The sequence below is a fragment of the Pseudomonas sp. MEJ108 genome, assembly GCF_030208985.1.
GTDB lineage: Bacteria > Pseudomonadota > Gammaproteobacteria > Pseudomonadales > Pseudomonadaceae > Aquipseudomonas > Aquipseudomonas fragariae.
Genome location: NZ_JARVSW010000029.1, coordinates 162,180 through 183,023, shown reverse-complemented (window position 1 = coordinate 183,023; position 20,844 = coordinate 162,180). Strand labels below are relative to the sequence as shown.

Annotated in this window: 14 protein-coding genes and 1 pseudogene; 4 read left to right on the top strand and 11 right to left on the bottom strand. The window is 61.9% G+C overall.

Annotation, left to right across the window (positions count from 1 at the left end; translation table 11 throughout):
• Positions 1–8: 8 nt before the first annotated feature.
• From cfaB to hflK (QRN50_RS15500), 5 genes are all read right to left on the bottom strand, one after another.
• Positions 9–1,196 carry a C17 cyclopropane fatty acid synthase CfaB gene (gene cfaB / locus QRN50_RS15520; protein ID WP_024641006.1) on the bottom strand — a complete coding sequence of 396 codons (1,188 nt, stop codon included), beginning with the start codon at positions 1,194–1,196 and terminating at the stop codon, positions 9–11.
• A gap of 236 nt (positions 1,197–1,432) precedes the next feature.
• A complete protein-coding gene (locus QRN50_RS15515) occupies positions 1,433–3,397 on the bottom strand; it encodes a heavy metal translocating P-type ATPase (protein ID WP_054092563.1) in 1,965 nt (654 codons plus the stop codon).
• A complete protein-coding gene (gene hflK, locus QRN50_RS15510) occupies positions 3,394–4,464 on the bottom strand; it encodes a protease modulator HflK (RefSeq protein ID WP_024641004.1) in 1,071 nt (356 codons plus the stop codon). Before hflK (QRN50_RS15510) ends, QRN50_RS15515 begins: the two co-directional genes overlap by 4 nt.
• Positions 4,461–5,498: a protease modulator HflC gene (hflC, locus tag QRN50_RS15505; protein WP_011269416.1), complete on the bottom strand. Its 1,038-nt coding sequence runs from the start codon at positions 5,496–5,498 to the stop codon at positions 4,461–4,463. Before hflC ends, hflK (QRN50_RS15510) begins: the two co-directional genes overlap by 4 nt.
• A gap of 11 nt (positions 5,499–5,509) precedes the next feature.
• Complete coding sequence (hflK, locus tag QRN50_RS15500) at positions 5,510–7,456, bottom strand: protease modulator HflK (RefSeq protein WP_024638981.1); 1,947 nt, start codon at positions 7,454–7,456, stop codon at positions 5,510–5,512.
• Between the two features lie 180 nt (positions 7,457–7,636).
• On the opposite strand from hflK (QRN50_RS15500), the gene QRN50_RS15495 reads away from it, so the two are divergent.
• The 4 genes from QRN50_RS15495 (at position 7,637) to QRN50_RS15480 (ending at position 13,426) form a co-directional block, all read left to right on the top strand.
• Positions 7,637–7,786 (top strand): hypothetical protein, encoded by a 150-nt coding sequence (locus QRN50_RS15495; RefSeq protein ID WP_285427570.1) that lies wholly within the window; start codon positions 7,637–7,639, stop codon positions 7,784–7,786.
• A gap of 198 nt (positions 7,787–7,984) precedes the next feature.
• Positions 7,985–9,604: a glucan biosynthesis protein D gene (locus tag QRN50_RS15490; RefSeq protein ID WP_003401346.1), complete on the top strand. Its 1,620-nt coding sequence runs from the start codon at positions 7,985–7,987 to the stop codon at positions 9,602–9,604.
• A gap of 559 nt (positions 9,605–10,163) precedes the next feature.
• Positions 10,164–11,447, top strand: coding sequence for a membrane protein (locus QRN50_RS15485; protein ID WP_024641706.1), 1,284 nt, complete (start codon positions 10,164–10,166; stop codon positions 11,445–11,447).
• 95 nt (positions 11,448–11,542) lie between these two features.
• Positions 11,543–13,426, top strand: a complete 1,884-nt coding sequence (locus QRN50_RS15480; RefSeq protein ID WP_024641705.1) for an acyltransferase family protein — start codon at positions 11,543–11,545, stop codon at positions 13,424–13,426.
• Between the two features lie 102 nt (positions 13,427–13,528).
• Here QRN50_RS15480 and QRN50_RS15475 read toward each other — a convergent pair whose 3' ends face one another.
• From QRN50_RS15475 to QRN50_RS25920, 6 genes and pseudogenes are all read right to left on the bottom strand, one after another.
• Positions 13,529–14,167, bottom strand: coding sequence for a response regulator transcription factor (locus tag QRN50_RS15475; protein ID WP_003401355.1), 639 nt, complete (start codon positions 14,165–14,167; stop codon positions 13,529–13,531).
• A complete protein-coding gene (locus QRN50_RS15470; RefSeq protein WP_024660261.1) occupies positions 14,167–15,234 on the bottom strand; it encodes a sensor histidine kinase in 1,068 nt (355 codons plus the stop codon). The genes QRN50_RS15475 and QRN50_RS15470 overlap by 1 nt, the downstream gene beginning before the upstream one ends.
• A gap of 51 nt (positions 15,235–15,285) precedes the next feature.
• A complete protein-coding gene (locus QRN50_RS15465; RefSeq protein ID WP_024640682.1) occupies positions 15,286–16,590 on the bottom strand; it encodes an ABC transporter ATP-binding protein in 1,305 nt (434 codons plus the stop codon).
• 22 nt (positions 16,591–16,612) lie between these two features.
• Positions 16,613–18,367 carry an ABC transporter permease gene (locus QRN50_RS15460; RefSeq protein ID WP_003401364.1) on the bottom strand — a complete coding sequence of 585 codons (1,755 nt, stop codon included), beginning with the start codon at positions 18,365–18,367 and terminating at the stop codon, positions 16,613–16,615.
• A 467-nt stretch (positions 18,368–18,834) separates the two neighbouring features.
• The gene (locus QRN50_RS25925; protein ID WP_370661166.1) at positions 18,835–19,539 is read right to left on the bottom strand and encodes a methyl-accepting chemotaxis protein; all 705 of its coding nucleotides are present in this window, start codon (positions 19,537–19,539) and stop codon (positions 18,835–18,837) included.
• A 198-nt stretch (positions 19,540–19,737) separates the two neighbouring features.
• Positions 19,738–20,724, bottom strand: a pseudogene (locus QRN50_RS25920) (methyl-accepting chemotaxis protein); the annotation flags it as partial.
• Positions 20,725–20,844 lie beyond the last annotated feature (120 nt).

Genomic DNA, 20,844 nt, shown 5'->3' with positions numbered 1-20,844 from the left:
ACGGGACGTCACCCATAAATATCCTCACGCGTCAGTGGCAGTCCGGTCTTGCCGTCGGCGAAGGGTTTTACGGCGAGTATCTGGTGCAGGTTGATCCAGCCTTTGGTGAATCCATAGGCGCAGCCTGCGAGGTACAGCCGCCAGATGCGCAGGGTCTGTTCGGGCACGATGCGCGCGGCTTCGTCGAGCCGGGATTCCAGTCGTGCGCTCCAGTGCTCCAGGGTTTTCGCGTAGTGCGGGCGCAGGCTTTCTACGTCGACCACTTCAAGCCCGGCTTCGCTGATCTGGGCGCTGATCATGGCCATGTGCGGCAGCTCGCCATTGGGGAAAACATAGCGATCGATGAACTCGCCGGCACCACGCCCGACAGGACGACCGTCGGTGTGCCGTGCGGTGATGCCGTGATTCATCACCAGGCCGCCCTCCTTCACTGCACCGAACAGGCGTTGCGCGTACAACGGCAGGTTGGCGTGCCCGACGTGCTCGAACATGCCGACACTGACCACCTTGTCGAAGCGCGCATCCCGCGGCAGGTCGCGGTAGTCGAGCAGTTGCAGGTCGACCTTGTCCTGCAGACCTTCGGCTTGCACGCGTTCGCGGGCCAGCGCCAATTGTTGCTGGCTCAGCGTGATGCCAAAGACCTTCGCGCCGTATTCACGAGCCGCAAAACGCGCCAGCCCGCCCCAGCCGCAGCCGACGTCCAACAGGTACTCACCGCGCTTGAGCCGCAGCTTGCGGCACAGGTGGTGGAATTTATCCTGCTGCGCCTGCTCCAGCGATTCGTCGCCGGTTTTGAAATACGCGCAGGAGTAGACCATCTCCCTGTCGAGCCAGAGCTGGTAGAAGTCGTTGGAAACATCGTAGTGGTAGGCAATCGACGCCGCGTCAGTGTCCTTGTCATGCTCGACCCGGACCGGATTGCCTGCGCTGTCGTCATCGTCCACCAGCGCGTGAGTCAGTTCATCGCAGACCCGGACCACTTCGCTGATTGAACCCTCCAGCTCCAGCCTACCCTCCACGAACGCGCTGCCAAGCAGGCCCAGACTGGGGTGGCTGAAGTCGGAGACCAGTTGCGGATCCTTGACGACTATCGTGACGCTGGGCGAAGGCCCGAGGTCCATCTGATGACCGTCCCAGAGCCGGAGCCGCAACGGCAGATGAAGATTCTGCAAGGTCGTTGGAAGTTGTGTAAGCATTTCAAAATCACCCCCTTATCCAGAGACTCAAAAAAGAGTAATCCAGCAAGGACCCTGCAAAAGGGCCCGAAAAGGCATTGGCGACGGCAAAACTGCTATGAATCAACTGCGGGGGAACAGCCCTGTGCCCTCTGATTCGAGCCGAGAGTCAGCCTGAATCTGGATCATGCAATGAAACATAGCGCTTAATCTGTAACAGATTTTGTCAAAGCTCAAGCCATTTGACGCACTGACCCTCAGCGCAAACGCGAGCCCTGATGCTGCACGCCCGCGTCCTCGAGCTTGAGCAATGGCTCCTGAAAGCGCAGCAAACGTCCGGCGTTGCCCAATACCAACAGGGTGCTTAGATTGTGCAGGATAGCTGCGACCATCGCGCCCGCAGCGCCAAGCAGACCAAAGGCGGCGAGTGCCACGATGGCCAGCGTCCAGCCCAGTCCGATGATGACGTTGACCTGCAGGGTCTGACGACACTGACGGCTGAGTCGCACGCAGGTGCCGAGGCGGCGCAGGTCGCTGCCGATCAGCACGATGTCGGCAGACGCCAGCGCGATATCCGCCCCGCCCGCGCCCATCGCCACGCCGACCACGCCCGCCTTCAGGGCCAGCGAATCGTTGACCCCGTCGCCCACTACCATCGGCCGGAAGCCATTGGCAATCTCGCCCATGACGCGGTTGAGCTTGTCCTCGGGCAACGCCTGCGCCTGAACGTCGGCGATGCCGATATCGTGCGCCAGGCTGTCGGCCACGCTCTGCCGGTCACCGGTCAACAGCAATTGTCGGCCCAGGCCCAGCCCGCGCAATTCGAACAGTGCCGCCTGCGCTTCGGGTTTGACGCTGTCGGCGAGCAGCAGCCAGGCGAGAAAAACCCCATCCAGCGACAGCCCGGCCAGCGGGCCGTCATGTGCCGGGACGGCAGGCGTGACGATGCCCATCTGTGCGAACAACTCCGGGCGGCCCAATGCCGCATCGCCCTGCCCGGTCGAGGCCACTACACCCAGGCCCTGGCGCTCTCGGGTGTCGGTCAGCGGCAACAGTCGGGCATTGTCCACCAGCCCGGCCAAAGCCCGACTCACCGGGTGGCTGCTGGCCGACCCGAGGCTCGCGGCCAGCTCCAGCAATTGTGGATGCTGTGGGCCCTCGGCCTGCACGGACTGCAGGCGCAGGCGGCCGTAGGTCAGGGTACCGGTCTTGTCCACAACCAGTGAGTTGAGGTCCGCCAGTTCTTCAAGAAACGCCGAACTGCGGATCAGAATGCCGTGCCGCGCCGCGACCGCAATACCTGCGATGGCGGTGGCCGGGGCCGAAAGCACCAGCGCACAGGGACAGGCCGCGACCAGCACCGCCAGCATCGCCTGCGCATCCTGAGTGATGAACCAGGTCAGCGCCGCGATCAACAAGACCAGCACCATGTAACTGCCTGCGTAACGCTCCAGCAGACGCGTGATAGGCGGCTTGGAACGCTCCGCGCTCTGCATCAGCGCGATGACCTTGCCCAGCGTGGACTGATCGCCGATACGGGTCACTTCGATGCGTAGCAGGCCGTCCAGATTGATGGCGCCACCGAACACCTCGACCCCGACGATGGCTTCCAGAGGGACCGACTCGCCGGTGATCGACGACGTATCCAGACTGGCTTGCCCGGACAGTACCCGACCGTCCGCCGGAACCCGGTCGCCCGCCCGCACTTCCACCTGATCGCCGGCTTTGAGCGTCGCGTTGTCGACCTCGCGCACGCTGCCGTCGGCGCCCAGCAAACGCGCCTGGCTGCGGGTCAGGCGTCCCAGCGCTTCGATGGCCTCCTGCGAGCCGATCACGCTGCGCTCTTCCAGCACATGCCCGAAGATCATGATGATCGGCAGCAAGGCGGCGGTCATCAGGTCACCGGTGGCCCAGGCACCGAGCATCGCCAGCGCAATCAACTGATCGGTGATGCCGTGCAGGCTCGGATGCCGCAGGCTGTGCCAGCCGGCGCTGATCACCGGTATCGCTACCAACAGTGATGCAGCGCCCAACAGCAACTGGCTGACACCTTCCTGCTCCGGGGCGAAAAACCGCCAGACCAGTCCCAATCCCAGCAAGCCCAAGGCCAGCATCGCGAGGGTCAGTTGCCGGGCGGCACTGCGCTGCTCGGCGCTGCTCAGCAGACTGCCAGGCGCTTGCGGCTGTTCGGCGTCGTGGGTGTGAACGGCTTCGCCACTCATTGTGGTGCTCCCTGAATGATCAGGCGGGAATCGTCTTTGGGGTCGATCGTGGTCACCGAACCCGCCTGATGCAGAATGGCCGGTACGCGTTCACGGTAGAGGCGTTGCAGCAGACCGGGGTCGCTGCGGGTTTCGGCGGATTGCGTCAGGCTGACGACCGTTGCGGTGGCCGCCTGCGCCTTGGCCAGACGCTCGGACGCCTGTGCGTGCGCCACTTGCAGGGTTCGGTCGGCCTGTTGATTGGCGGTCTGGGTCAGCTTTTCGGCATCCGTGCGCGCGTTGGCCACGGCCTGATCGGCCTGCTGACTGGCCGTCAGCACGGCATTGAACGCGTTGACTGCCGAGGTCGGCAGGCTCGACTGCACATCCACCCGAGCGACCTCGACGCCGATGCCCATGCCGGTCGCCTTGAGCTCGGCCAGACGCTGATTGATGCCGCGCACCAGGTCGCCACGCAGCCGCTCACGGCGCTCGGCGGCCTGGCTGTCAGCACCGATCAGCTCGGGACGGGCAACCAGAATGGTGTCCAGATCCCGCGCTGCAGTCAGCGCCACAGCGCTGCGATTGACCAGCCGGTCCAGCGCGGGCAATACATGCTCGCCCTGCAATACGAAGGCAGTGGGGTCAGTCACTTTGTAAAACACCGTGACGTCCAGTTGCACCACACCGGCATCGCCAGTCAGCAGAAAACCTGAGCCTGCCAGTGCATCGCTCATGGGTGCCGACAGGGTCGCGACTTCATCGGCCTTCAACGCGGCAGGCGAACGCAGCAGGGTTTCCACGCGCCGCTCTATCACCCGATCAGCCGAAGGCAGCAGCACCACCTGTTCGAATGGCTGCGGCCAGGCGACCAGCAATCCTGCATTCTGAACCCGTTCGATCGCGCCGAAGTGCACGACCACCGCGCGATTCTGTGGATCGATCTGGCGTATGTTGGACGTCGCCCAAGCCAGCGCGGCGAGCAGTGTCACGCCATACAGCCCCAGAAACGCCAGACGACTCGCCTGCAACCAAGGGCTGTTTACCGGCGGGCGCTGCGCCACAGCTTCGTCGAGCGGCTGGCTCATGGCTGCGTTCCGCTCTTGCCATCCAGCGTCGGCGGGCCGTCCACCAGTACGCGGAACGGCGCGGCGTCGGTACGCAGTATCAGACGCGTGCCCGGCGTCACGATGGTGCCCAGCGTGTCCAGCGAGCGCAGCAGGTTGTAGAGCTGCGGCGAGCCCGCATAGGCACGCCCATAGATCTGCGCGGCTTCAACCCGCGACTGTGCTTCGATATCGGCCGCCTTGACCGTGGCATCGGCTTCGACAATCCGTGCGTCGCGCTCGGCGGCGGAACGAATCTGCGCCGCCTCACGCTTGCCCACGGCGGTACGCTCGGTGGCGATGGTCTCGCGCTCGGCGCGCATGCGGTCCACCGTAGCGTTGAGCGTCACCGACGGCAGGGTCAGCCGTTCAACGCCAACCTGCAGGACACGCACCCCGTAAGTCGCCAGCAGTTGCTGATCGATCTGCTGGCGCAGCTGATTTTCGAAGGCGGTGATATTCACCTTGCTGGCGTCGGTATTCACCAGGCTGGAGAGGTCGAAACTGCTCGCCGTGGTTTCCAGCGCCGAGCCGACAAAGGTGCGGATCTGCCGCGCCGCTTCATCTGGCTGGTTCTGTACCGCGCGCATAAAACGCTGCACGTTGTCGGCATCGCCCTGCACCTGCCACGCCACATAGGCCTGCACGATGATGCGCAAGCCATCGCGGGTACCGACGTCCTGCAGACCGCTGGAGGTGGTACGCAGGCGCAGATCCACCGGGATGGTCGCCTCGAACGGTGCCGGCCAGCGCCAGTTGAGGCCCGGCTCCAGCAGGACGCGGGACGGGTTGCCGAAGCGCGTGACGACAGTCGCCTCGCCCGAACGCACCTGCACCAGGCTCGCTGCCGCAATCGCAAACGCGATCAGCAGCGCAGCCAGGCTTGCCCGTCGCCAGGGGAACGCGGCGGGGCCGCTCGCGCCATGATGGTGGTGGTGATGACCATGGCCTCCATGGCCGTGACTGTCATGGCTATCGTGGTCGGCGTGATCGTGATGATGATGGAACAGACTCAAGGGACGACTCCTTACTGAACGGCTTTACGCGGCGCCGTTGGGTCTGCCGGTGGGGTGAAGGTACGCAGGTCGATGGTCGGCGCACTGTCGCCGCCCAGACGATGATCAAGTATCAGCAATTTCGCATTGCCCAGGCCCTCGGTCAGTTGGGCCAGGTATTGCTCCAGCAAAAACGCCTGGCCTGCCTTGGCATAGGCCTGACGTTCAGCACTGAAGCGCAGGTCCGCACCCTGTGCGCCGGCCAGAATCTCGCGGGCGGCGGCACTGGCCTGATCACGCGCCACGCTGGCGTTGAGCTGCGCCTGATTGGCCTTGTCGCTGGCAGCGCCGCGCTCGCGGGAGATCAGCGCCTGTGCACCAATCTGCGCAGCCTGCACAGCATGATAGGCATTGGCAGCACCGGCGGGCGGGTGGATGGCTTCGACCACCGTGGCGAGCAATTCGACGCCGCTGTCCAGACGCTGCAAGTCGGCCTGCACGGCCTTGCCGATGTCATCGGCCAGGCCGCTGCGCTGTTCGCCGAGCAGCTCATCCAGCGTGCGCGAGGCAAAGTCGTGCACCAGCACGCGGCTGGCCGTGCTGCGAATCAAGGCCGGAATGTCAGCGCTGTTATAGGTCGACGCCATGGCTGCGGCATCTGTCAGGCCGATGCGGTAGACGAACCGCACGTCCATGTTGACGATCTGAAAGCTCTGCTTGTCGCCTGCACTGCTGGCAATGACCTGGGATTTTTCGTTGATATGGCTGGCATCCCACAAACGGTTGGCGCTGCCAGGCGGCGGGCCTTCGGCAGGGTCCAGCGTCTGCTCGAAAGTGTCGGCGGCCGAAACGCTGGTCGCCAGTTCATGAACCACGCCGTTTTCAACCGCCAGCACGCGCCCGAACGGCCACGGCAAACCCACATGCAGACCGGGTCCGAATACGTCGACCGGCTTGCCGAAGCGCTCATAAATGCCCCGCCCCTGCATGGGAATTTCATGCACGCCGCTCAGCACCCAGCCCAGCGCTGCGACCACCGCCAGCACCGGCAAAAAGGCGCGACGCATGTAGGTAAAGGCCCAGATCTGGCGCAGATCGATGCCGAAACGGTTGTGTAGCTCGTGCTGCAGGGCGAGCAGCGGGCGCGGTGGCCAGCGCAACAGGTCAGCGATGAAGCTGGCGGCCAGCAGGCGCGGTTCCACACGTGGGTTGCGCGGGCTGAATACCGACAGCACAGCACGCAGCAGGAACTCCAGCGCCACGCCAAGCGGCAGCAGGCCGATCAATACCGCCAGCCGCGCAGGCCAGACACGCTCTGCACTGGAGAAAAACAGGCACAGCGCGCCGATCAGCAGGACGATCAGCGTCATGCGCACCAGTTGCGCCAGCGCTCCGGCCTCCGGCGACTGACTGTCGGACTCGCTGCTCAATTGCCGCTCGATGACCAGCAGGCCGAACGCCAACAGCAGCATGACGCTGCCGGCCAGGCTACCAGCCGTGGAGAGGTCGGCGCCGGACAGCGTCAGGTTCCAGAAGGCGCGAATGACGATCAACGCCAGCACCGCCCAAGCGGCAAGCCACAGGGTCGAACTGCCCACATGCCTGACCAGCGATTTGCCGGAGTCACTCAGCCGTTCAAGCAGGCGCTCGTACCAGCCGCTCTCGTCGGCAGCAGACAGGCTTTCGTCGAAGGTGTCTGCATCCGGCGAACGAAGCGCGCGAGCCCGCCACAGCGCGACATGCCGCGCCGATTGCAAGCCCGCCGTGAGCAGAAACAACGCCGCCGAGGCGTTGCACAGCACAGCCATCCACAAAGAGCCGGGGGAAAACAGATCGATGGACAACGCCAGCAGCAGCCCGAACGCCCCTGCCCCACCGGTCACATACATCAATCGTCCCAGACGCCGAACCTGTTGCACCGCCATTTGAAAACGCGGCAGGCCTTCAAGGCCTTCGTGCTCATCCAAATCAACCCGCATCACTACCCCGGCACCCGCTTATTTATCGCCCTCTGGAGAGCCCTGCATTGGCATCTGAATGCCAGTGAATCATAGCGTTACGATATAACACGCGGAATGAAACTTTCGTCAGGACTATTAGCTGAACGAATGTGCGATAGCGGTGCTGCCCAGCGGTCGATTCGACCTGAAGTCGTACAGATGATGAGCCCGCACGCCCGAAAAATGTTTGCTGAATATTGCCTGGCAAAAAAGTTTTTAGCGTCGTCCGAAGGCACCGAGTTGATCGGCGCTTCTTGCCCCGATCGGCTGGAAGCCTTGCGCCACGCGGCGATGCGCTTAATCGATTAGTCTAAAGCGCTGCAAAAATCCGCGTTATAGCCGTCAATACGCCGGATTCATTACCCGTGATCGGCGTTTTTTTTTGGCCGATTTCCGAACCGTATCTCGTCTTTGTTATCTGTTGTGGGTAGTTTGCGTTCGGCAAGGAGTCGTTGGCGCGCCATTTTTTGTGCAGGACGCACAGAATTACTCAGAGGCTTCACCTTTATGAATCGCAGAAATCTCCTGAAAGCGTCCATGGCGTTGGCCGCCTACGGCAGCGTATCGGCCTCAGGGCTTTTTGCTGCGCGGGCACTGGCCGCCGCAGCCGATGGCGAGATCGAACACTTCGATTTTGCAGAGTTGCAGGCGCATGCCAAGAAGCTTGCGAGCAAAGGGTATGTGAGCAACAAGCAGGTGCTGCCACCGGTACTTGCGAACATGACGCCGCAGCAATTCAATGCCATCCGCTACGACCCGAATCACTCGCTGTGGAAAGACGTCCACGGCCAGCTCGACGTGCATTTCTTCCACGTCGGCATGGGTTTCAAGACGCCCGTGCGCATGTACAGCGTCGATCCGCAGAGCAAGCAGGCGCGCGAAGTGCATTTCCGCCATGACCTGTTCAACTACGAGAACAGCGGCATCGACAAGAACCTGGTCAAGGGCGACCTGGGCTTTGCCGGTTTCAAACTGTTCAAGGCGCCTGAAATCGCCATCAATGACGTCGTTTCGTTCCTCGGCGCCAGCTACTTCCGCGCGGTGGACAGCAACAAGCAATACGGCCTCTCGGCCCGCGGCCTGGCCATCGACAGTTACGCCAAGCGTCAGGAAGAATTTCCGGACTTCACCAAGTTCTGGTTTGAAACACCGGACAAGAACGCGACACGCTTCGTGGTCTATGCACTGCTCGACTCGCCGAGTGCAACCGGTGCCTATCGCTTCGACATCGACTGTCAGGCCGGCCAGGTGGTCATGGAAATCGACGCGCACGTCAATGCGCGTACCGACATCCAGCAGTTGGGCATTTCGCCGATGACCAGCATGTTCAGTTGCGGCACTCACGAACGCCGTATGTGCGACACCATCCACCCGCAAATCCACGACTCGGATCGCCTGTCGATGTGGCGTGGCAACGGTGAGTGGATCTGCCGTCCGCTGAATAACCCGGCCAAACCGCAATTCAGCGCGTTCTCCGACACCGATCCGAAAGGCTTCGGGCTGGTACAGAGCGATCACGAATTCTCCAGCTATCAGGACACGGTCGTCTGGTACAGCCGTCGTCCAAGCCTGTGGGTCGAGCCGATCACCGCGTGGGGCGAAGGCGAGGTCAGCCTGCTGGAACTGCCGACCACCGGCGAGACGATGGACAACATCGTGGTGTTCTGGACACCGAAGACGCCGGTCAAGGCCGGGGATTCGATGAACTACGGCTACAAGCTGTTCTGGAGCCCGCTGCCGCCAGTGAGCACGCCGCTGGCACAGGTCCACGCGACGCGTTCAGGCATGGGCGGTTTCCTCGAAGGCTGGGCACCGGGCGAGCATTACCCGACAACCTGGGCACGCCGCTTTGCGGTGGACTTCAACGGCGGCGGTCTGGATCGCTTGCCGGAAGGCACCGGGATCGAACCCATCGTCACGGTCACCCATGGCAAGGTGCAGGACTTCAACATCCTCGTGCTGCCGGACATCAAGGGCTACCGCGTCACCTTCGACTGGGTACCGGACAGCGACTCGGTCGAGCCGGTCGAAATGCGCATGTTCATCCGCACTGGCGACCGTACGCTGAGCGAGACCTGGCTCTATCAGTACTTCCCGCCCGCACCGGACAAACGCAAGTACCCGTAATCCGCAAATGGGTGACGCAGAGCGTCACGAAAGGCATTCCCACGCTGGAGCGTGAGGAACGATAGGTGTCTGCAGGATCGCGTCCGCAGGAACACCATCGTGCCCATGCTCAAGCGTGGGCACGCCGTTCTGGACGCTCCGCGTCCTGTCCTCGGTACTGCAGCGCAGCGCAGATTTGTGACGCAGAGCGTCACGAAGGGCATTCCCACGCGGAGCGTGAGGAACGATAAGTGTCTGGGCTGGGGCATGAGGAACGATAGGTGTCTGCAGGATCGTGTCCGCAGGAACACTATCGTGCCCATGCTCCAGCGTGGGCACGCCGTTCTGGACGCTCCGCGTCCTGTCCCGGGCACGGGGCGTGCGGCGCATAACCATTAATCCTGACTAATTAATTGACAGTTGCCCCAACTGCGACTGATATACCTGTTGTCATGCCGTTGCGAGCGTCCGCTCCAGACCCCCATCTCACAAAGCCTGCCTGTGTCGACACGTCCCCGTGATCGTCGGGCGGTAGCTTTGTCCGCGCAATTCCCCTGACGTATTTCACAAGGCAGCCAGCATGGCGTTGAATACTGCGAACGGCGTCGACGCCAGGTCGTCGTTGATGTCCTTTGACAAGTCCACGGTGGTGGTGTGGGTCGCCATCAGCCTGATTCTGGTCGAGACCTTTTCCGGAGCCTTGCGCTTCTACTTCGATCAGGCAGGCATCAGCGCCCTGCTCTACCTGCCCAAGGCCACCTGCATCCTGTTATTTACACTCGAACTGCGCACCTTCAGGGCTGGACGGTTGTTCTGGACGTTCACGATCCTGTGGCTGCTTTCCGGGCTGCTGGCCATGCTGCATCGCGCCAGCGTGCACAACCTGGCGTTCAGTCTGTTCGCGCTGAGCCCGCTGGTGTTCGGCCTGGTGTGTGGCCGGCACCTGCTGTATCGCCGCAAGCTGCTGTACCGCGCCATTGCTTTTTGCCTGCTGGCCTCGCTGCTGGGGATTGCCCTGGACAAGCTCACCTCCGTGCCGTGGAAGGGCTACAGCTACAGCGTCGGTGAAACCCAGTTGAGCGCCAATACCTCATGGAGTGCGGACGAGGTGGATCGCATTGCCGGTTTCGCCAGAGTGTCCAACGTGCTGTCGATCATGATCGCCTTCTACACGCTGTACCTGCTCATGTTCCTGCGCTCGCGCCTGATGATGATGTTGCTGAGTGCGGTGGCGCTTTACGCCATCGTGCTGACCACCAGCAAAGCGCCAGCCGCGGCCTTCGCCCTGACCATCGTGCTGCTGTTGTTACGGCGGATGAGCTGGACCTGCAGGACAGTGTGCGCCGTGGTGGTAGGCATCGGTCTGCTGTTGCCGGCGCTTGGCCTGATCGTGAGTCCTGATGCCTACGCGGTCAGCAACGGCGGCTCGCTGGCCTCGCTGTATGACCGGCTGATCAACACCTGGCCCGGCCTGATCAATGCGATGAGTCGCGAAGGCTGGATGATCAGCGGCGCAGGCTTCGGCATGGTCGGCAGCACGATGGGGCTGTTTCCGGTGGACGGTGCCGGAGTATTTCTCGGCATGGACAGCTCCGCCCTGTACCTCTGGGCAATGCTGGGCGTGCTCGGCTTGCTGCTGTATGCGCTGCAGATTCCGCTGTTGTTCCGACTGATCGATGATCAGACCCGTGTCGGCCATATGTTGCTGGCGATCAGCTTTTGCTGGTGCCTGATCAGCTGGACCACCGACATGTTCGAGGTCGCTGTCGCCAACCTGTTCATCGGCCTGGCGATTGGTCATGTGATTGCCGGCAGAGAACCTTCTGCGAGCCATGCGCCCGGACTGTCGTCGACCGCCCGCTGACCGCCACCCCATCACCACCACGCTGGCCGCCGATACGTTTCGGCTGATCCCCGGCACCCTCTCCCTCACGATCAGCCAACGGATGGCGTTCTCAAATGGACTTCAGAAAAGACATCAATGGCCTGCGCGCCATCGCAGTGATCGCGGTACTGCTCTTCCACTTCCACCCCGACTGGCTGCCTGGCGGCTTTGCCGGTGTCGACGTGTTTTTCGTGATCTCGGGGTATCTGATCACCGGCATCATCCTGCGCGGCTTGAGGAGCGGTAAGTTCAGGCTGGCAGCGTTCTACACGTCACGGGCCAGACGCATCGTCCCGGCCCTCGCTGCGCTGTGTTTTGCCTTGCTGCTGCTGGGCTGGTTCGCCCTGCTGCCGCTGGATTACAGTGCGCTGGGCACACATGTGGCGAGCAGCCTGGGGTTCGTTTCCAACGTTGTCTATTGGCGTGAGGCAGGGTATTTCACCGCCAGTGCCCATGAGAAATGGCTGCTGCACACCTGGTCGTTGTCAGTGGAATGGCAGTTTTACCTGCTGTACCCGATTGCGCTGCTGATGCTCAGCCGCTTTGTCGCGCTGCACAACCTGCGCTGGTGGATACTCGGAGCAAGCCTGGCAGGCTTTGTGGTCTGCATACCTGCCTCCTCACAATGGCCGGAGGCGGCGTTTTACCTGCTGCCGACCCGCGCCTGGGAGTTGCTGGCAGGTGGTGTGGCCTGCCTGTTCCCGCTGCAATTGAAGGCCCTGCAGCAGCGCGCTCTGGAACACATCGGCCTGACGCTGATCGTGGCCGGTTTCTTTCTGCTGTCCGTGCAGGACACATGGCCGGGTTATCTGGTGCTGATGCCGGTGCTGGGGACATTCGCGGTGATCATCGCCGCGCGCGACGACTCGCTGCTGACCTGTAACCCACTGGCCCAATGGACCGGCACACGGTCGTACTCGCTGTACCTGTGGCATTGGCCGGTGGTGGTGTGGATGAATGACGCCGGCTTGCTGGGCGAGACCCGCACGGTGCTGGTGGGCATCGGCGTGGCCGTGACGCTGGGTCTGGTTTCATGGCGGCTGATCGAGCAGCCCGTCAGCAGGCCGTCATCCGATCAGCGCAGCAGACGTGCCACGTTCGGCGCGCTGATCGCTCTGCTGTTCGTCGGCGGAGCGCTGGTGAGTGCGACTGGCGGCGCGGTATCGCCACTGCGACCTGTGAGTGTTTCGGACAAGGCGCGTTTCATTCAGGAATACGCTGATCGTCAGCACAACCTGTACGAGCCTTACTGGCTGAAATGTGATGCCTTCTCTGCCCTGACCCAACGCGGCCAATCAGGCATCGACGAAGCCTGCACGCGCAAGCAAGGTGCGGGCGGCGTGTTCCTGTGGGGCGACTCTCACGCGCAGGCGCTGTCGCTCGGCTTGCGTACCTTGCTGACACACAGCACGCCTTTCTATCAGGTCGCCTCGGCCAGTTGCCGTCCCGGTCTGAGTGACCATCAAGGACGTACCTCTGCGACCAGCAGGGCCTGTGACTACTCCAACAGAACGGCCCTGCAGGGCATCGAAAAGCTGCGTCCGGATATCGTGGTCATCGCGCAGAAGGATGGGCACGACAAGACTGACTGGACGCAGATCGCGACCCGGCTCAAGGGCTTGGGCGTGAAGCATATCGTGCTGATCGGCCCGGTCCCGCAGTGGAACCCGTCGCTGCCCAGCGTCATCGCCAACCGCCATTGGGGGCTGAGCGAATCGCACATCCGCGATCCGGCTCTGGATCAAAGCATCATGCTGGTGGATCAGGCGGCCCGCAATTTGGCCGCATCGGCAGGCATCCAGTTCGTGTCGCTGATCGACAAACTGTGCATCGCCGATGCCTGCCTGGTACGCCTGGAAGACAACCGCTCGCTGCTGCAGATCGACTCGGGGCACTTGAGCGCAGAAGGTTCGCTGTACGTCGTGCGCAACTATGTACTGCCGCAATTGGTGAATTAACAAACGTCCTGTTTCTGGAGGCTGTAGCGGCCTCTTCGCGAGCAAGCGAAGCGTCGTCCGGCTCGCTCCCACGAGACAGGTGTATAACGATGGGTTCGTCGATCAATGCAGCTCTTTGAGGCGCTCGGCAAACTTGACGAGGTCGGCCAGGGAATCGGCTTCCATCTTGCGCATCACCGAGCCACGGCGGACCTTGACGGTGATTTCGCTCACGTTCAGCCGGGCTGCAATCTGTTTGTTGAGCAGGCCGCTGACCACCAGCTCCATCACCTGCTGCTCACCGAGATTGAGGCTTGCGTGGCGGCGCCGCAGTTCGGCTTCGACGGCGGCACTCTGGCGCCGACTGCGATCCTGCGCCAAGCCCTGCTGAATGGCATCGAGCAAGTCCTGATCGCGAAAGGGCTTGGTCAGAAACTCCACCGCACCGGCCTTCATCGCCCGCACGGACATGGGGATGTCACCATGCCCGGTGATGAAAATGACCGGTAGGGAAATCCCCGACCTGGCCATATGTTCCTGGAAATCCAGGCCGCTCATGCCCGGCATGCGGATGTCCAGAATCAGACAGCCCGGCGCGTCAGGACGCGGGGTGTCCAGGAACTCGCGGGTCGAGCCGAACAGCATGCTGCGCAATCCGACCGAGGCCAGCAGGTCCTCCAGCGAGGAGCGCACCGACAGGTCGTCATCGAGGACGTAGATGATCGGCTCTTCGGTCGGTGATGCGGTGGCAGCTGTGCTCATCAGGTTTCCATCTTTCCAGTAGGCAAGGTGAAGTGAAACGTAGCACCGATTGACGGGTTGGGCGTGACCCAGATGCGCCCGCCATGGGCCTCAATGATCGAACGACTGATCGCCAGGCCAATCCCCATCCCTTCCTCCTTGGTGGTGTAGAACGCGTCGAACAACTGGTGGATGTTTTCCGGCAGCACGCCGATCCCATTGTCGCTCACCGCAAATCCGATATCGCCGCCGTCTTGCAAGCCCACCCGAACCTCCAGTTGCGCCTGATCTGCCTTGAGCTTTTTCATCGCATCCACGCCATTGAGCATCAGGTTCAGCAACACTTGCTGGATCTGCACCCGATCAGCCAGCAGCGGCGGCAGGCCCTCCGGCACGTCGACCAGCAGTGCGACGCCCTGCCCTTCTATCTCGCTGTGTGCCAACGCGACGATCTCGGCGACGGTGTCGGCCACGCTGATCCACTCCTTGTGAGTGGACGAACGCTTCGCCAGGGCGCGCACTCGCACGATGATGTCCCCGGCGCGGTTCGCGTCACTGATCATGCGCTCGACCGCCTGGCGGGCCTTGTCCAGATTGACCGGCTCGGTGGCCAGCCAGCGCTGACAGGCATTGCCGCTGGTGACAATGGCCGACAGCGGCTGATTGACCTCATGAGCAATGGACGCCGTCAGTTCACCCAGTTGATTGACCCGTGCGATCCGCGCCAGCTGCGAGCGCGCTTCGTGTACCGAACGGATAGCCAGCGCCATGCGCAGTGCCAGCCAGGTGGTCATGGCAATGGCCGCCAGGCTGATGATGCAATTGATCAGCCCGGACGCCTCACTGCCTCTGGAGGTCGTCATCTCGTAACTGATCACGGTCAGCACCATGCACAGCAACGCCATCGCGATAACGCCTGTGGCCGGCAGGAACCTGACCGCCAGCAGCACCACCACAATCTGAAATACGCCCACGGCGATTTCCAGGTCGGTCAAGGTGTCGGCAACCGCAATGACCAGCGCCAGCATCAGCAACGCGATCAGCCGCACCGCCATAGCGGCCTTGCCATAGGAATCCGGTTCACGCATGCGCATCATCCCGCTGGTTGCAAAAGGCCCATTGAGTATGTCCTACAAACCTCAGGACGGGTTGTCCAGGCTGAACTGATCGGCCAGTTCGTCATAGGCGAACAACTCCGCGTAGCGCCCCCATTGAATCACTGCATTGAGGGTCTGCATGGCGTCGCTTTCGGACATGAAGTCTTCGAGTTGATCACGAAAGCGCCGTGCCGGTGCCGTGTGCGTGGGACGATCATCCAGCACTCGACGGATATGCGCCACCAGCGGCACGAAGCTCAGCAGGTGCTGGGCGAACAGTTGCTTGCGCTCGTCGACATCCGCCAGCGCATAGCGATTGGCGGCAGGCAGCAGGCGAATGTCGCCGCCCTTCAGTTCAGCGAAGCGCAATAGTTGCAGCACCTCGGCAATCGGGAACAGCTCGTCGGCGTTGTAGTGCAGCGCCGCGGCCAGCTCCGGCAGGTCGGCTTTCAGGCTATAGGGCGGCGCGTGAATCGCCTCGATCAGCCCGGCCAGTGCGTTGGTGGAAACCTGTGGCAACACCATCCCCAGCCCGGTGCCCGGAAACACGCCCTGACGGATTTCGCCGGCGTCGTTGTCCTGGGTCATCAGCACGTAGATTTCTTCCACCAGCGCCCGAAAGATCGGGTCCTGGCGGTTACGTGGCTGGGGCAGATCGACCTTGATCTCGCTGATCACCCGCCCAGGATTGGAGGAGAACAGCAGGATGCGGTCGCACATCAGCACGGCTTCGGCGATGTTGTGCGTCACCATCAGGATCGACTTGATGGGCATGCGCCCTTCGCTCCACATGTCCAGCAAGTCAGTGCGCAGGGTTTCGGCGGTGAGCACGTCGAGCGCGGAAAACGGTTCGTCCATCAACAGCACGTCAGGATCGATGACCAGCGCGCGCGCCATGCCCACCCGCTGGCGCATCCCCCCGGAAAGCTCCTTGGGGTAGGCGCTCTCGAAACCGTCCAGGCCGATCAGATCAATCGCCGCCAGTGCGCGCTTGCGGCGGACCGCGGCGGGCACACGTTGCGCTTCGAGGCCGACTTCGACGTTTTCCAGCACGGTCAGCCAGGGAAACAGCGCAAAGCTCTGGAACACCATGCCCACCGACATCGCCCGCCCTTGCGCACGGCGCGGGAAATTCACCTCACCTTCGGTGGGCACCACCAGCCCGGCGATGGAGCGCAACAGGGTCGACTTGCCCGAACCGGACCGGCCCAGCAGGCCCACTATTTCGTTCTCGTTGAGCGTCAGGGTCACGTCATCCAGCACCAGGCGCTCTTTGCTGCCTTTGCCGTACACATGTCGGACCTTTTGAACATCTACCAGGCAACGCGTTTCGACAGCCATCATGATGGCGCCCTCCCCTTACACAAGATCAGACAAGACTCAGACGTCGCTCGGCAAACCCGTACAGCGGGCGCCACAGCAACCGGTTGAACGCAATCACGAACACCGACATGACCACGATGCCCAGCGCGACGCGTGGAAAGTCGCCCGCCTGGGTCGCATTGGCGATGTACGACCCCAGGCCTGCCGCTTCCAGATGCTGATCGCCCCAGGAAACCGCTTCGGCGACGATACTGGCGTTCCACGAACCACCCGACGCGGTCAGCGCCCCGGTGATGTAGTAGGGAAACACGCCGGGCAGCGCGACACGGCGCCACCACTGCCAGCCACGCATGTTGAACATGGTCGCCGCTTCGCGCAGGTCAGTCGGCAAGGCACTGGCCCCGGCGATCACGTTGAACAGGATGTACCACTGGGTGCCGAGCACCATCAGCGGCGACAGCCAGATGTCCGGGTTCAGGTGCAGGCCGACAATCGCGATCACCGCAAAAGGGAACAGAACGTTGGCCGGGAACGCCGCCATGAACTGCGCGATTGGCTGCAAGCGTTCAGCCCAGACCGGACGCAGGCCGATCCAGATACCGACAGGCACCCAGATCAGGCTGGCGACGACGATCAATACGATCACGCGCACCATCGTCGCCAGGCCCAGACCAAAGGCAGTAACCATATCGCTGGCGCCCAGTGACGCCTCGATGAACCTGAACAGGTACACGCTGCCGGCCAGGCAGGCGGCCATGACCAGACCCAGCCACGCGTAGTCGAGCACGCGGGCGACGCCTGGGGTGAGCTTCACTTTCCACAGCCGGGAGATCACGCGCCCGTCGATCAGCATCAGGCATTTCCACGGTGCAGCCAGGACCGAGCCCAGCATCGGTGCGACACGGGAGCGGCCCAGCACGCTGTACATCCACGAGCGCGGACGCTTCGACGATGCGGTTTGCTCGAAGCGGAATTTGTCCGCCCAGGCGACGATCGGCCTGAACAGCAATTGGTCATAGGCCAGAATCACCAGCGCCATTGCGCCCACTGCCCAGGCAATCGCAGCCAGGTTTTTCTGCTCGATGGCCAGCGCCAGCCAGGAACCGATGCCCGGCAGATTGACCGTGGTATCGCCGACCGAAATGGCCTCGCAGGCGACCACGAAAAACCAGCCGCCGGACATCGACATCATCATGTTCCACACCAGCCCCGGTATGGCGAACGGCAGTTCCAGGCGTGTAAAGCGCAGTACTGCAGATAACCCGAACTGACGGCTGACTTCATTCAGGTCACTGGGCACAGTACGCAGTGACTGATAGAAACTGAACGCGAGATTCCAGGCCTGGCTGGTGAAGATGGCAAAGATCGCTGCGCATTCAACGCCCATCTGCCGACCGGGAAACAGGCCCATGAAGAAGGTCACGGTGAACGTCAGAAAACCCAGCACCGGTACCGACTGAAGAATATCCAGCGCCGGGATGATCACCTGCTCGGCCTTGCGACTTTTGGCTGCCAGCGTGGCGACGACAAAGGTAAAGATCAACGAAGCGGCCAGCGCGATGAACATACGCATTGTAGTGCGCAATGCATATTCGGGCAGGCGCGCCGGATCGAGGCTCATGGGGCTTGAATTAAGCACCGCCAACGGCTGCATCATCTGGCCAAGGCCATAGATGAACAGGCCAATGAACAGAGTCAGGATGGCCAGGCAAATACCATCGGCCCAATAAGGCGTGCGTGCACCGGGTTTGACGAAACGGGGCGTCCGCAGGCTTTTACCGAATTCAAATATCGAATGCATTGCTCACCTCGAGCCGGCCGCGCAGGCGCAGACCCACCCGCTTTATAAGCAAACAGGCAGTCAGCGATAACAGATAAAGGCCGTGAGTTAATAGTTGCCGGACAGTGAGGTAAAGCTTATAGCGTTTCGATCAACAGTAGAAACCTGCATAAGTAGCTCATGTTTATCTGTCAGTATCAGTGATATATACCAACGTATAGTTATATAACGGTGGCTCTGTTGTTCAGGCCAGTTAAGCGTTGTACAAAAGAACATTATCGTGCCCATGCTGTAGCGTGCGGAACGATAATCTCGACTATCGTGCGACGCTCCGCGTCGCATGCCGTTCCGGACGCTCTGCGTCCTCACCTGAGAAAGCGGTGCGGCCTGGAGCCGTGACACGGAGCGTCACGAACTGCGTTCCCACGCAGGAGCGTGAGGAACGATAGGTGCCCGGCTGCTCCGCGCAGGCACGAACGTCAGGTGGATCACACCCGGAAGTGGCTGACCATCATCTGCAGCTGGCCACCGAGGCGTGCCAGCTCGACGCTGGAGGCTGCGGTTTCTTCGCTGGCTTCGGCGGTCTGTTCGGATACATCGCGAACGTTGACGATGCTGCGGCTGATTTCGTCGGCCACCGAGCTTTGCTGTTCGGCGGCGGCAGCGATCTGCTGGTTCATCGCCTGAATGCTCGAGACGGTCCGGGTGATGCTTTCCAGCGACGTACCGGCCCTGCGCGTCAGCTCAACACTGCTGTCTGTCAGGGTGCGGCTGCCAAGCATGATGCCCGACACCTGACGCGTGCCGTTCTGCAATGCCGCCACCAGCCCTTCGATTTCTTCGGTGGACTGCTGGGTACGCTGCGCCAGGCCGCGAACTTCGTCGGCGACCACGGCAAAACCCCGGCCGGCTTCCCCGGCACGTGCTGCTTCGATAGCAGCATTGAGGGCCAGCAGGTTGGTCTGCTCGGCGACCGCCTTGATCACATCCATGACCTTGCCGATCTTGTCACTGTCCTGCTCCAGCACGTTCATTGCGTCAGATGAGCGAACCACTTCGGCGGCCAGTCGCTCGATCTGCTGGATGGCTTCGCCGACGACCTTATCGCCGTCGCGCGCCTGCTGGTCGGCATCGGAAGCCGCCACGGAAGCCTGCTCGGCATTGCGCGCCACTTCGTGCACCGTCGCCGACATTTCATGCATGGCGGTGGCCACCTGGTCGGTCTCGACCTTCTGACTGTTGACCCCTGCACTGGTCTGCTCGGTAACTGCCGACAGCTCTTCAGCCGCGCTGGCAATCTGTGTGACGCCATCGCGTATACCGGAGATCAGTTCGCGCAGGGTTGTCCCCATGCGCTGGATGCCTTGCTGCAAGACGCCCAGCTCATCGCGTCGGGTGACCGCTTCGGTATGCGTCAGGTCGCCGGACGCAATACGCTCGACGATGGCCAGCGTATCGCGCAATGGCCGGGTGATCTGACGCGTGATGATCACCGCGGCAAGTATGCCCAGCAGCATGACCAACACCACACAACCTATCTGCAGGCTGCGCGCGTGAGCGGTGTCTTCCTTGCCCATCTGCATCTGAAGGCCGTACAACTCTTCGCCCAGCTTGACGATGGTCGCACCCTGGGTGGTCAGATCCTTGCGCACGCTCGCTGCTGTCTGAGTGGTTGCCTTGAAGGCATCGACCGAGCTGCGGTAATTGCGTAAAGCGCTTTCAAACTGTGCGATCTGTTCGCGGTTGGCAGGACCAAAAGCGGCCTTGAACCTGTCCAGATGACTGATCGCGCTATCCAGTTGCTGGAAGGCTGCTGTCTCGGTCTTGTCATTCGGATTGCCGGTATAGCCACGCACTTCATAACGCACCAGAACCAGGTCTTGCCGGGCGCTGTTCGCCAACTGGGCCAGATCGAAGCGTGCCGGGTCAGCAGGATCTATCTGCAGGACGGCATTGTTCAACGACTCGACGGCCTGCATGGCCGCTGTACCATTGGCGGTCATCTCGTTGCGCACTTTGGCACCGGCCTGGTACACGGCGCGCATGCTGTTCAGGGATGCTTCATAGTCGCGGGTGACATCGGCCAGTTCGCGCAGCGGCTTGAGATTGACCGGGTTGTTGAAGCTGATGAGCAGTGATTGCTGCTGTGCCTTGAACACATCCAGCTTGCTTTGCATATTCTGTGCTGCGGTTTCATCGCCGTCAGTCAGCATGTATTGCAGACGCGCGACTCGCAGATTGGTCAGGTTGTCACTCAGCCTGGTGATATCGCCGATGCGGTCGGTGCGATAGATGAGCTTGTCGAGGCTGGTCCAGCCAACAAGGGCGAGGACAGCCGTGAAGAAAAGAACGGTCCCAAAGCCCAATGCCAACTTCATGTTGACGCTGATATTCGCAAATCTGCTGTTCATAAAATCTCCTGAAGATGCTTTTTTGTGCGCAACGAAAGAGCTGAGATTTGTTTTTATGGACAGCAAACCCGCGCGCCAGAGCTATCG

Bases quoted from the DNA above. Each gene is read 5' to 3' on its own strand.
- cfaB (WP_024641006.1), bottom strand. From the start codon at position 1,196: ATGCTTACACAACTTCCAACGACCTTGCAGAATCTTCATCTGCCGTTG.
- QRN50_RS15515 (WP_054092563.1), bottom strand. From the start codon at position 3,397: ATGAGTGGCGAAGCCGTTCACACCCACGACGCCGAACAGCCGCAAGCG.
- hflK (WP_024641004.1), bottom strand. From the start codon at position 4,464: ATGAGCCAGCCGCTCGACGAAGCTGTGGCGCAGCGCCCGCCGGTAAAC.
- hflK (WP_024638981.1), bottom strand. From the start codon at position 7,456: ATGCGGGTTGATTTGGATGAGCACGAAGGCCTTGAAGGCCTGCCGCGT.
- QRN50_RS15495 (WP_285427570.1), top strand. From the start codon at position 7,637: ATGATGAGCCCGCACGCCCGAAAAATGTTTGCTGAATATTGCCTGGCA.
- QRN50_RS15490 (WP_003401346.1), top strand. From the start codon at position 7,985: ATGAATCGCAGAAATCTCCTGAAAGCGTCCATGGCGTTGGCCGCCTAC.
- QRN50_RS15485 (WP_024641706.1), top strand. From the start codon at position 10,164: ATGGCGTTGAATACTGCGAACGGCGTCGACGCCAGGTCGTCGTTGATG.
- QRN50_RS15480 (WP_024641705.1), top strand. From the start codon at position 11,543: ATGGACTTCAGAAAAGACATCAATGGCCTGCGCGCCATCGCAGTGATC.
- QRN50_RS15475 (WP_003401355.1), bottom strand. From the start codon at position 14,167: ATGAGCACAGCTGCCACCGCATCACCGACCGAAGAGCCGATCATCTAC.
- QRN50_RS15470 (WP_024660261.1), bottom strand. From the start codon at position 15,234: ATGCGTGAACCGGATTCCTATGGCAAGGCCGCTATGGCGGTGCGGCTG.
- QRN50_RS15460 (WP_003401364.1), bottom strand. From the start codon at position 18,367: ATGCATTCGATATTTGAATTCGGTAAAAGCCTGCGGACGCCCCGTTTC.
- QRN50_RS25925 (WP_370661166.1), bottom strand. From the start codon at position 19,539: ATGTCGGCGACGGTGCACGAAGTGGCGCGCAATGCCGAGCAGGCTTCC.